The organism is Noviherbaspirillum humi (assembly GCF_900188095.1).
GTDB lineage: Bacteria > Pseudomonadota > Gammaproteobacteria > Burkholderiales > Burkholderiaceae_D > Noviherbaspirillum > Noviherbaspirillum humi.
Map to the genome: position 1 here is coordinate 317,354 of NZ_FZOT01000002.1, position 11,824 is coordinate 329,177.

Annotated in this window: 10 protein-coding genes and 1 tRNA gene; 1 reads left to right on the forward strand and 10 read right to left on the reverse strand. The window is 60.3% G+C overall.

Translation table 11 applies throughout. The features are described 5' to 3' along the window. Nucleotides 1-37: 37 nt before the first annotated feature. The 4 genes from CHB88_RS24175 to CHB88_RS04835 all read right to left on the reverse strand — a co-directional run bounded on the left by CHB88_RS24175 (nucleotide 38) and on the right by CHB88_RS04835 (nucleotide 3,252). Nucleotides 38-373, reverse strand: coding sequence for a hypothetical protein (locus tag CHB88_RS24175; RefSeq protein ID WP_143131124.1), 336 nt, complete (start codon nucleotides 371-373; stop codon nucleotides 38-40). After that, nucleotides 370-597: a hypothetical protein gene (locus tag CHB88_RS04825; RefSeq protein ID WP_089398495.1), complete on the reverse strand. Its 228-nt coding sequence runs from the start codon at nucleotides 595-597 to the stop codon at nucleotides 370-372. Before CHB88_RS04825 ends, CHB88_RS24175 begins: the two co-directional genes overlap by 4 nt. A 140-nt stretch (nucleotides 598-737) precedes the next feature. Next, nucleotides 738-1,739 carry a hypothetical protein gene (locus CHB88_RS04830; RefSeq protein ID WP_089398153.1) on the reverse strand — a complete coding sequence of 334 codons (1,002 nt, stop codon included), beginning with the start codon at nucleotides 1,737-1,739 and terminating at the stop codon, nucleotides 738-740. A 115-nt stretch (nucleotides 1,740-1,854) separates the two neighbouring features. Next, a complete protein-coding gene (locus CHB88_RS04835) occupies nucleotides 1,855-3,252 on the reverse strand; it encodes a tyrosine-type recombinase/integrase (RefSeq protein WP_089398154.1) in 1,398 nt (465 codons plus the stop codon). A 92-nt stretch (nucleotides 3,253-3,344) separates the two neighbouring features. On the opposite strand from CHB88_RS04835, the gene CHB88_RS25050 reads away from it, so the two are divergent. Beyond that, nucleotides 3,345-3,461: transfer RNA gene (locus CHB88_RS25050), tRNA-Ser, on the forward strand. A gap of 443 nt (nucleotides 3,462-3,904) precedes the next feature. Here the strand turns inward: CHB88_RS25050 and CHB88_RS04840 are convergent. The 6 genes from CHB88_RS04840 to CHB88_RS04865 all read right to left on the reverse strand — a co-directional run bounded on the left by CHB88_RS04840 (nucleotide 3,905) and on the right by CHB88_RS04865 (nucleotide 11,795). Further along, the gene (locus CHB88_RS04840; RefSeq protein WP_089398155.1) at nucleotides 3,905-6,235 is read right to left on the reverse strand and encodes a hybrid sensor histidine kinase/response regulator; all 2,331 of its coding nucleotides are present in this window, start codon (nucleotides 6,233-6,235) and stop codon (nucleotides 3,905-3,907) included. Nucleotides 6,236-6,249: 14 nt separating this feature from the next. Then, nucleotides 6,250-7,737 (reverse strand): sensor histidine kinase, encoded by a 1,488-nt coding sequence (locus tag CHB88_RS04845; RefSeq protein ID WP_089398156.1) that lies wholly within the window; start codon nucleotides 7,735-7,737, stop codon nucleotides 6,250-6,252. 7 nt (nucleotides 7,738-7,744) lie between these two features. Continuing rightward, complete coding sequence (locus CHB88_RS04850) at nucleotides 7,745-8,227, reverse strand: response regulator (RefSeq protein WP_089398157.1); 483 nt, start codon at nucleotides 8,225-8,227, stop codon at nucleotides 7,745-7,747. Then, nucleotides 8,214-9,650, reverse strand: coding sequence for a sensor histidine kinase (locus tag CHB88_RS04855; protein ID WP_176442316.1), 1,437 nt, complete (start codon nucleotides 9,648-9,650; stop codon nucleotides 8,214-8,216). The genes CHB88_RS04850 and CHB88_RS04855 overlap by 14 nt, the downstream gene beginning before the upstream one ends. A 263-nt stretch (nucleotides 9,651-9,913) precedes the next feature. Further along, nucleotides 9,914-10,456, reverse strand: coding sequence for a response regulator transcription factor (locus tag CHB88_RS04860; protein ID WP_089398159.1), 543 nt, complete (start codon nucleotides 10,454-10,456; stop codon nucleotides 9,914-9,916). Next, entirely contained in the window at nucleotides 10,443-11,795 is a 1,353-nt protein-coding gene (locus CHB88_RS04865; protein ID WP_089398160.1) for an ATP-binding protein, read from the reverse strand. The genes CHB88_RS04860 and CHB88_RS04865 overlap by 14 nt, the downstream gene beginning before the upstream one ends. Nucleotides 11,796-11,824: the final 29 nt, after the last annotated feature.

The window sequence follows — 11,824 nt, forward strand, 5'->3', positions numbered from 1 at the left end:
TCAGGAGGCACCATTGCAAGATAACCAATGGCAACCATCATTCCACCCCCTTGTCGCCCGACACGGCGGCAATAACACGTTGCGACAACCAGTATTCACGAATAGGGCGGCCAGTGCCGCATCCGTCGGGACAAGGTACATCCTGGGCCTCGACGGGCCATCCTAGATAATCAAGCTCTTTGATGTATGCGGCCAGTCGCCAGCAGCGCAGCCCATAGCTAGGCTGGGTTAGGCGTTCACCTTTAAGCATTCGAGCCAAAGCAATACCAGGTTGCGTCGCATGGTTCGGCCAAATGGGATTAAAATCAGGCTCAGGCAAGAACGATAATTGCTCAAACCCGGTTGATGCTTGGCGGCTCTCCGGGTTTTTCATTTTGCGCTCCCGTTCAGCAGCGCGGCAATTTCGGCAACGGGCCACAGCAGGCGGTTGCCGAACTTGACGGGTCGGATGCCGAAGCAATGCCCGGTGAGGCAATAATGCTTCCTGAGGGTTTGGCTAGCGCGATTTGTTGCGCGGGCAAACTCGGAAGTTTGAATGTGGTCTCGGCCTGCCGCGATTGCGGCAAGTGCGGGCGGGAGAGAGATGGAAATTTGCATCGCCATGTTCCTTTCTAGAGGTATAGCGCCACTGCGATTGATTCGCGGTGAAGCGCAGGCGATACAAACTTTATGCACGGGGAAGCGTGGTGACGATAGACCCTCCGACAGCCCTCCGCCTCCCTCCGATTACCTTCCGGCTAGCCTCCGACTTTTCTCCATTCCTGTACACGTTTGTCCAGTTGTGGCGCCGTTAGCTCCTGCTCGTCTCCCTTCTCATATTCGTACTTCACCCCGCCAGCCGTCGTACAAGTCAACGGGTGGATTTTTTGTGTTGCCATCCGCTTCAATTCAGCCATGACCGGGCCGGCCGTAACCTTCTTGCCCGCGTCCCTAAGGTCATAGCAAATCGTCCAAATCGTCGGTGTCAGTGAGTCTCCCCCTTGCGGTTCGATGCGCGTCTTTGGTGCGAATGGCTTGGCTTCTTTTGTCGAACGCGGGAGAGCCACCGGTTTTGCCATCTCCACTAGCTCCGGCGGCATGTCAGGCCAGCCGACAGACTGCCCCCAAGCGGCGAACTCCGACAAAAGCACTTCATCGGGACCAAGGCTGCTGTATTGCGTCAGCGGTGGAGTAAATACTGCACGGTCGTATCGGTTAGCACGAAGCAGCCTGAGTCTTTTCTCGAACTTTACTTGCGCGTCGGTAGATGGAAAGCTGTCTGAAGTAAAAAGCTGCCCACTGCCTGGGCCTGCCATCCAAGCCTGCGGATGGCCTTTCATCGAGTCGGGGTCAAGGCCCAGCGACAAGGCGCAAGCTTGCCATTCTTTGGCCTTTCGCATGGCGCGCCAGTATTCCCAGTCAATGCTTCTTGCCTCCGCCTGCTGTTTCACAATACGCAGCCCGATACTTCTGGCACCAAGGAAAGGGATTAAATCTTGAGGGAGGACTACCGAGCTTTTCAGCGATTGACCAACAGGGAACGTATGCCGACCAAGGCCAGCGGGGTTTCGAACGACAAGCTCACCTCGCTGCACTGCTTGGGGTAACTCCTGCTCTAGATTGACCCGCGCAACGCCATAATCCATCCATTCATCATCGCTTGGATGCAGGGCTTTCGCCATCATATCCGCCAGCTCGGCAAACTTCACCGGCTTGCCATCATCGATGGATAGCCAAGCAAAGTAATTTTTTTCTTCCAAAGTTGCGCTCCTTCGCTGCGCCGCCCTTCGTAATTGGGGCGCCAGACATGCAGGCGAAGGAACCTGCTTTTCTCCCCGTCGGGATAGTCTGGCGCTTTAACATTTCTGGATTCGGTCAGGCAGCGGTAACTACCCTTAACCCCTTTTCTTCCGTCTTAAACTCTATTCCTGCCTGCTCTAGCACCCATGCCTCAATCTTGACGTGCCACATGCGCAACAGGTCAATCGGGCGGTTTCGGTAATGCTTCTCTGCAATGGCGCTTGGCTTGTGCCCCATAATTTGTGCCACCACACCGGCAGGCGCTTCCGTCCATTCAGCGAGCGTTCCAAAGGAGCGGCGCAGGCCATGCAACGTGACGTCAGGCAGCCCCGCAGCTTTGAGCGCCCGCTTATGACCCGGAGTTGGGTCTACTAACTGACCATTGGATGCCGCCTTGCTGGAAAAAACCCATTCCGATGGCTTCCATGTTTCATTGCGCTGCTCCAGCGTTCGCAACCATCGGACGGTCGGCGGCGCGTCGTTTCGTGCCTTCAGTGCCAGTAGAAGATGCGCGACATATGGCGTAAGCGGGATGGTCCGTTCCCCTTCCACCTTGTCCCGGATGGTCATTTTCTGCCACTGGAAATCTACGTCGTCCCACTTCAGGGCGGCCAGCTCACGGCGGCGGGCTCCGGTCAGCAGCAAGATTTGCAGGTAAGCCGATTGCGCCGGATTCGCCATTTCGCGAACGGCTTTAAACCACATAGGGAGTTGTTCGCGCTGTAGGCTGTCATCCTGCTTAGCATTCTTGGCGGGCAGCTCATCCCGGACCTGAGACGATTTGCAGGCTCCAGGCGGCACCAAGCCCGCATATTCCCCTTGAGAGTCGCACCAGTTGACGAACACTGACAGCAGACGAAAAGCCAGCGAAGCTTGTGTCGGGCGCTTTTCCGCTTCAGCGACCAGCCATTCCCCAATGCGCTTGCCGGTTAAGTCGGATAATCTGACGTCAAGCAGGGATGCCAACGGTCCTGGTTCGGTCAGGCCCTTGCCACGCTTTTTTGGTTCGCCTCCACGGCGGGCGACCGTCTCATGGTCCCGAATGGTCCATTGTCCCCATTTCCTGCGGCGGGCCTCGATATACATCGGCCACGCCATACCAAGGGTTACGGCTTCGCGTCTGGCTTGAAACTCACGCGCTGCAGCTTGGGCGGCTCGCTCATCGCGAGCGGCTTGGTCAGCGGCCAGCGCATCGGCTTGCACTTGGCGCGGGTCTTTCCCGCTGTCGATTATGACTTTCAGACGACGCGCCTCAGTGCGAGCATCGTCAATGCTCCAGGTCTTAGGGTTGCCAATAGTGATGCGAATTGCCTGTCCGTTCAGCTTGGCTTGAAAGATGTAGGATTTGGCACCACTGGCAGTCCCACGGAGTCCTAAGCCCGGCGCTTCTGTGTCCCAAAGGAAAGATTGGCTTTTACCCGGTTCACACTGGAACCCCTCTACCCGGCCCGCCGTAAATTTCACTTTTGACATTGAATTGCCATCCCGTGTAACCCCTATGTAACCCGGTTTCGAGTATAGCAATCAACTTTCGTCAACGCAACGACAGGAGTATTTCCTGTTATGTGTCTGTTTTTTATAGGGTTACAAGGTTTTAAGCATGTTTATCAACAGCAATGAATAATACTTTTCCAGGATTGTGATTCCTGTCGTCGTGGGTTCGAGTCCCATCGGCCACCCCAAAATTCAAGACTCAGGCCCGATGCCTGGGTCTTTTCAAGATGACTTCCAGTTTCCGGAAAAGTCATCGAGCCTGGAATAAAGGCCCGCGTTTTGACGCGGGCCTTTTTGTTTTGGCGCCTACCTTGGTGGGCACTGCGCTGCTCCGGCCGCTTCCCCATTCGGTTTCCCGGGCAATACCAAGGAGATCATTCCAAAGCCGGGCGGCACTCTGTCGCGTTCTCCGCTCCGGGGGCCGGGATGCTCTCGCCGGCGGGGATCGCTTGCTGCGTGATGCGATGGCGATTTGAAGCGGCGCTTCAGCGGCCAGACTAGCCGCTTGTCGATGGGCACCGTTCATCGGGTCGAGGCTCGCCGGATGATTCAATTGCGATTTCAAAGCAAAGCCGGTTTCCAGCAGAACGTTCGTTCCGGATGATGTCCCGTCGCAGAGATCGTTCCTGCCTCAGTTTCCCATCCTGCGCTGACGCAGCATTTCCGCGACGAGTCGGGCAATCTTGCGGCCATTGATTGGTTTGACGAGGTGATGATCGAATCCGGCTTCCATCGTGGCGATCCGATCCTCCTTCTGCCCCCATCCCGTGGCGGCGATCAACGCGACCCGGCCGCCCCAGGGCTGGCTTCTCATCCAGCGCGCCACTTCATTGCCCGTGGCAATCGGCATGCCGATATCGAGGATCGCGACATCGGGAACCTCCTTCTTCGACAACTCGATGGCCGACTGGCCGTCATAAACCGTTTGCACGGTGTATCCATCCAGGCGCAGCACGTCGCTCAGCAGGTTGGCGGCATCGACATTGTCATCGGCAACCAGGATGCGGCCATTCCCCGCTTCCCACACCTCGCCTTCCGACAGCGTGGCCGGGCTGGCCTCTCCCCGGTACTGAATGGGCAATTCCATCCGGAAGCAGGCGCCTTGGCCCGCACCATCGCTGTAAGCACTGACGGTTCCACCGTGGAGGGTGACCAGCTTGTGGACAACCGCCAGGCCGATTCCAAGGCCGGTGGCCCCGCCGCTGGCCTTGGTCTGCCCCTGGAAGAACATTTCAAAGACCTTGTCCAATTTCTTTGGATCGATGCCGATACCATTGTCGGCCACTTGGACGACGGCCTTGCCGGCGGCAAGAAACGCCTTGACCTCGATGCGTCCGCCCGGCGGCGTGAATTTTCCCGCATTGCTCAGCAGGTTGGTCAGCACCTGAGTCAGCCGGACTTCGTCGCCCTGCACAAGGATGGGCTCGGGAGCCAGAACCAGCACCACGTCATGGCTGAACGGGTCGATCATGGGCTTCGCGCTCTCGTACCCAAGCTCGATCACCCGCCGCAGATCGAGCGGCTTCATATCCAGATCGATTTTGTTGCGGGTGATGCGGCTCAGGTCGAGCAGGTCGTCCAGCAGCCTGCCCATATGCGCCGTCTGCCGCTCGATCACCGCGCGCGCCTTGCTGATCACCTCCGGCGAGCCGACATGCCTCAGCAGATCAATGGAATAACCGATCGCCGCCATGGGATTGCGCAGTTCATGCGACAGCACCGACAGGAACTCGGTCTTTTGCCGGTTTGCCTCCTCCAGCTCATGCTGGGTCTGCTTGAGCGCGGTCACATCCATGAGCGCGCCCACCGCGCCGCGAACCTTTCCAGCGCCATCCCGCAATGGAGACGTATTGATCAACAGGACGATCGACCTGCCGTCGGCAAGCCGCATTTCCAGTTCCTCGCCGCGCACGTCGATGCCATGCCGCGCGGCACGCTGCATCGGCAGGTCGTCGGGGGACACTTCCGCGTTATCGCGGAAGACCCGGTACGGAAGGTCAGCCACGCCCGCCCCGGTGGACGAGACATTGGCCCCGGACGCCACGCCGAGCAACTCGGCCAGATAGGGCGTGAACTGGATGCCATTCGCCTCGGGATCGCGGCTGATCGCGATGCCGACGGGCAGCACGTCGAGGATGGTCTGCAATTCTTCCTGCTGCCGCTGCGTGCGCTCGCGAGCGGCCACCTCGTCGGTCACGTCGCGCGCTGCGCCGATCACCAGCTTCGGCGCGTTCCCTTCGTCCCGGATGATCTTTCCGCTGGAGGCGATCCATCGCGTCCGGCCATCGGCGCCGATTGCCCGAAACTGGGCCTGATAGTCATCGCCGCCGGCCATCGCCGCATCCCAGGCCGCCATGACCGCGGGCTGGTCATCGACATGGACATCACCGAGCCAATGCTGGAAGCTGGCGTGGACAAAACCTTCCGGCTGGCCGAACATCGGCCCGATCGCATCCGAATAAATGATTCCGTTGCTTTGCACGTCGAACTGCCAGGTGCCCATGCGTGCCGATTGCAGAGCGATTTCGAGCCGCACCTTGGCGAGGGTTTCCCGCTCCAGCGCCTGGCTCAGCTGCTCACGCTGCCGGGCGCGCTCGACGCACGACAGGACCGCATAAGGGATGCGCGGGTAGTGCTTGACCGTCTTCGTGATGTAGTCGTCCAGGCCCCCCTTCATCGCGTTGACGGCGACTTCCTCGTTGCCGCTGCCAGTGAACATGATCACCGGCTTCTTCGGAAAGCGACGCTTCATCTCGCGCAAAACTTCGGTGCCGGTCGACCAGCGCAAGCGGTAATCCGTAATCACCAGATCGAAGCGGTTTCTGCCGATGGCCTCGTTGAGCGCCTGCTCATCGCCGGCATGCTCGACCCGCACGCCGGCGATGTGATGTTCGAGTTCCCGCGCCACCAAGGCGCGGTCGTCGGGATTGTCGTCGACCAGCAGGACGGTTAGCGTTGTCATGTTCCGGTCTTCTTTCAGGGACGTTCGAGCGCGATCCAGAACGTGGATCCCGTGCCGGGCGTCGACTCGACGCCGACGCTGCCTCCCATGCGCTCGACGCCCTTCTTCACGATGGCGAGACCGATTCCCGTGCCGGGATATTCCTCCTCGCCGTGAAGGCGCTCGAACACGTTGAAGATACGCCCCAATGCCGCTTCGTCGATGCCGATGCCATTGTCTTGCACCGCTATCCTGACTTTTCGCCCTTCGGGTACGGCCTGGATGACGATTGCCGCCGACTGGCCGGCGCGAACGAATTTGCAGGCGTTCGACAACAGGTTGGTCAAGGCCTGCACCAGAGTCAGGCGATGCGCCTTCACGGAGAGCTCCGGATCCATGCAGACCTGGATGCGGGCCTGGCGGTAAGCCGGTTCAGCCTGCAACACTGCCTGAGCTTCGCCGACGGCCGCAGCCACCCGCACGATCTCCGTCGGGATTTCCGCGCGGGAGAGACGGGCGAACTCGAGCAGGTCGGAGACCATCAGGTCGATCCGCCTGGCGATCACGTCGATCCGGTCGATGTAGTTGCGCAGGTTATCTAACTCGCCTGCGCCGAAGTCCTGGCGCAGTGCGTGCGCATATCCTTGAATGGTGCGAAGCGGCTCGCGCAAGTCATGGGATACGGAAAATCCGAAGGCCTCGAGCGCCTCGTTGGCCTCCTCAAGCTGGTTGGTCCGCTCCAGGATGCGCTGCTCCAGTTCGGCGTTGAGGCGATGAATCTCGGCATCCGCGCGCCGCAGCGACGTCGCATCCTCCACGATTCCGTCGATGGCGTCATGTCCATTGACCCGGACCCGCAGCAGCTTGACGACATAAAACCTGAAGCCAGCGGGGTCGCTTTCGAACTGGGCCTGGATTTCGGCCGCATCCAGGGTCTTCGCAAGCGACGGAAGCTTTTCCCTGACTTTTGCCAGGAGCGGATGCCCAGCCATTTCTGCCGGGCTCAGGTCGCGGCCCAGCATGGTTCGCAGCGCCGCATTGGCTTCCTCGACGCGGCCGTCGAGCGACATGCGGAACACGCCGAGATGGATGTTCTCCAGCAGGGCGGAAAGGCGGGTTTCCGAACGGATGGCGCGGGCGCGAATCTCTGCGCGGTCCAGGCAGGTCCGCACCGCTACCGGCAGCCGCGCATAATGGCGCGGGCTCTTGATCACATAGTCGTCGAGCCCGAGCTTCATGGCTTCGACCGCGATTTCCTGGGTGCCTGTTGCGGTGAACATGATGACTGGCCGCTCGGCGTCATGCGCCTTCACGCGCTGAAGCACATCCAGCCCGGTGGTCCATCGCATCTGGTAGTCGGTGATGATTACGTCGTAGGCCAGTCCGGCCGCCATCTGCGCTTCGAAGGCCGCACGGTCCCCCGCTTCCCGGATCGCGCAGCCCGGAAAATGCCGTTCAAGCTCCCTGCGGGACAGGGCGCGATCATCGGGATTGTCATCCAGGAGAAGAATCGATAAGGCCATGAGTCTCTCAGTAACCGGCAGCCGAACGTGGCGCCGTCAGGTTGGTATCTATCCAGTACGATCCGAGGACGACCAGCATTCTTGCCAATTCGCCGAATGCCACCGGCTTCTGCAGGTACGAGTTGGCCCCGCGCCGATAGGCTTGCTCGATATCTTCCTCCTCGGTCGAAGAGGTCAGCACGATGACCGGCGTGGTGGCGAGCGCTTGGCGGGCACGTATCCACTGCAGCACGTCGAGTCCCGAGCGTTTGGGCAGCTTCAGGTCGAGCAGGATCAGCGCAGGCAAGGGAAATGTGCCTCGGTCGGCATAGGCGCCGCTGCCTTCGAGATACGCGACGGCGTCGTCGCCGTCGCCGACGACGCTGAGAGAAATGCGCAGGCCGGCTTTCCGCACCGCCCGGCGCGTCAGCAGCACGTCGTCCGGATTATCTTCAACGAGCATGACGGACGGAACGCCCGCCTCCAGCGGCATGACTTCATCGCTGCTCATCGGCGTTCTTTTCCGCTGAAGGGAGAAAGACCTCGAACCGGGTTCCGCCGTCCGGCAAGCCCTGCACCTTGATTTGGCCACCCATCCGTTCCACTCCCTTCTTGACGATCGCCAGGCCGATGCCGGTACCCGGATATTGCTCCTGACCATGGAGACGCTCAAAAACCCCGAACACATGGTCATGGTGCGCCGGGTCGATGCCGATGCCGTTATCTTCGATACTGATCCGGCTCATGCCATTGACGCTGGCGCCATGGATTCGCACCCGCGGTAATTTCCCCTGTGCAACAAATTTTAGCGCATTCGCCAATAAGTTAGAGATAATTTGCATGAATACGGCCTGGTTGGCTTGCACGGCCGGCAGCGGCTCATCGACGATGATCTGCGCCTGCGTTTCGCTTATCTGGCTTTCCAGGTCGCGTCGAACGGCTTTCAATACCTCGCTCGTATCGACGCGTTGCAGCCTGAGCTCGCTGCGGGAAAGGCGGCTATAGGCAAGAAGGTCGGTGATCAGCCGGTCCATGCGCACGACCGCGGCACAGATGCGGCCGGCAAACATTTTCCCGTCATCAGACATGCGGTCGGCTTCATCCTCCAGCAGCGCAGAGGCAAATCCCTCTACGTTGCGCAGCGGTGCACGCAAGTCGTGCGCAACGGTATGCGCAAAGCCCTGCAGTTCGGCATTGGCTTCCGCGATTTGCTGGGTTCGTTCCTGGATTCGCTGCTCCAGCAGCTGATTCGCCTCCTGGAGCTGGCGCTGCGCCTCCCTGAGCTGGGCTCTTTCCGCGAGGAGGCTCGCCGCATTTTTTTCGTAAAGGAGTCGCAGAAAGACCAGCAGTCCGATCGAGAGCACAAACACCGCGGCGACGGAAACGATGAGTTCGGTCCTGGCGCGCAGCACCCGGGCTTCGCGCTCATTGAGCAGACGCTGTTCTTCTGCCCTGATCTTCGCAGCTTGCTCAAGGATCGCAGTTTTGACGCGAAAGCCCGATTCGAGAAGCTCAGGATCAAAAGGGGCTCCGTCCAACTTCATTTGCAGCGTGCTGTGCAGGAGCCCGAGCCGCTGCAGCACCAGCTCCTTGAATTTTCCGATGGCCTGCTGTTGAACGGGGTTATCGTGGGTCAGGCTCTTGAGTGCATCTATTTCAGCCGTCACCCCTTCGCTGTCTTGCCTGTAGATAAGCAGTTGCCTCTCTGCACCGGAAATGAGAAAGCCCCGCTGGGCCGCTTCTGCTTCACTGGTCAGCGTGAGGACGATCTGCAGTCGCTCCAGCACCGCGCGTGTATGTACCACCCATTGCCAGGAATCCGCTTCGCGCTGAATGCTCTTGGTCAGCACCAGCGTCGCGAGTAACAGCACGCTAATGCTTGCAACTGTGGCGAGCCACAGGAACGAAGAGGACCGTGGCGAGGGGTTAGGCATGGAATATTGCAAATGGCGTGAAAGACAAGGAGCCATTATTCCTCAGCCGGCGAAAAGATGCCTGAGGAGTCGCGATTTCCGGCGGCAACAGCACCCAACGCAAGCACACCGCAGATGAGGGAAATCTCACGCTGCATTGCAGGGCAGTGCCGGGTCAGCGAAGGGAATTTCTGTGCACGGCACCGCAGGAAAGCAAGGGCAACCAGGTCTCCCTTGCAGCATCGCCGCCTGTTACACGCATCGGAAAATCCCTATGCCGCACATTACTTCACTCTTTGCTTTTCCAGCTTGCGTGCCAGCGTGCGGCGATGCATGCCAAGCCTGCGCGCGGTCTCCGAAATATTGAAGTTGGTCTCGGCCAGGGTCGCATGGATGCGCTCCCACTCCAGCGTCTTGATGGAGGTGGCGCGGTTGGTCAGTTCCACCGGCTCGGTGCCGGCGACGTGGCCGAACGCCGCTTCGATGTCGTCGGTGTTCGATGGTTTCGCAAGGTAATGGCAGGCGCCGAGCTTGATCGCTTCCACCGCGGTATTGATGCTGGCATACCCGGTCAGCACCACGATCTGCATCTCCGGATCGTGCTTGTGCAGCAACTGCACGCAGGCAAGGCCGGAGGTATTGCCGGTGATTTTCAGGTCGACCACCGCGTAGCCAGGGGAATGCTGCTCAAGCATCGCTTCCACCTCTTCCAGGCTGGACGCCACCAGCACCTTGTAGTCGCGCCGCTCGAAGGAACGGCCCAGGGTGCGTGCGAAAGCGGCATCGTCCTCGACGATCAATAGCACGCGTTCTTCATCGGCTGACATGCTTCTCTTCCTCCGGGAGGGCGATGCGGGACAGCGGCAGGGTCAGCTGGACGACGGCGCCACCCTCGGCGCGATTGCGCGCCGTCAGCATGCCGCCCAGCGTGCGCGAGACGTTCACCGCGAGGAAGATGCCCAGACCGCCGCCCGGGCGACCCTTGGTCGACTGATAGGGCTTGCCGAACTGCGCCAGCATTTCCGGCGCGAACCCCGGGCCATCGTCGCTGACCATCAGCACCAGGGAATCCCCTTCGCGACGCGCGATCATGCTCAGCCAGTGCGGCGAAGCTTCGATCGCGTTGTCCAGCAGATTATAGACGGTCTGCTTCAGCGCCGAATCGAACACCACCGGCATGTCGTCCTCGATCCGGTTTTCATAGACGAAGGTTTGAATCGGCCTGGTGGCGCGCCACTCGCGGGCGATGTCGTCCAGGAACGTGGCGATGGTGGTCTTGGTGGAGGATTCTCCCCGGGTTTCGCCGGCGGAAAGCAGGATGCCGCTGACGATGGACTTGCAGCGCTTGAGCTGGGTTTCCATCTCGGTGATTTCTTCCAGCAGCTCCGGGTTGCTCTTGAATTCCTTCATCCGTCTCCAGTCGCCGAGGATCACGGACAGCGTCGCCAGCGGCGTGCCGAGCTCATGCGCCGCGCCCGAGGCAAGCAGTCCCATGCGCACGATGTGCTCCTCTTCCGCCGCCTGCTGGCGCAGGTTGGCGAGCATGGCGTCGCCGGCGCGCAGGTTGGCGGAGATGCGGGTGATGGAGGCGACCAGCAGCCCCGCATTCAGCATGAAGCAGATCAGCACGCCCTGCACGTACAGGCTGAAGATGGGATGCTCGTTGTTCGCCGGCAGGATCAGGGGCTTCGAGAACAGCGCCAAGCCGGCGAGGCAGGCGCTGGTGATGGCGACGATGGTCCAGGTCGACCAGGCTTCCAGCAGCACCGCGCTGAGAATCACCTGCAGCAGATAAAGGAAGGCAAAGGGATTGGTCAGGCCGCCGCTGAAGTAAAGCTGGGCCGTCAGGCTGCCGACGTCCACCAGCAGCGCCAGGAACAGCTCATTGTTGGTCACCGGCTTCTGCATGCGCCAGCGCAGCTCGCTGACGCCGTTGAAGGCGGCGAGGCAAGCCAGCACGATCAGCATGTTCTGCAGCGGCAGTTCGATGCCGAAGCCGTAAGTCACGACTTCGATGGTGGTCAGCTGGCCGATGACGGCGATCCAGCGCAGCTGGATCAGCTGCTGCATGTTCTTGTGGCCGGCGGCCCGCTCCACCGTGGACTCGGCGGTCCATGGCTTGCTGGCCTGCTCGGCGGCGCCAGCGTATCTCGACTTGGTCAGCATTTCTTCATTCCCGGATGACGGCATCCGGA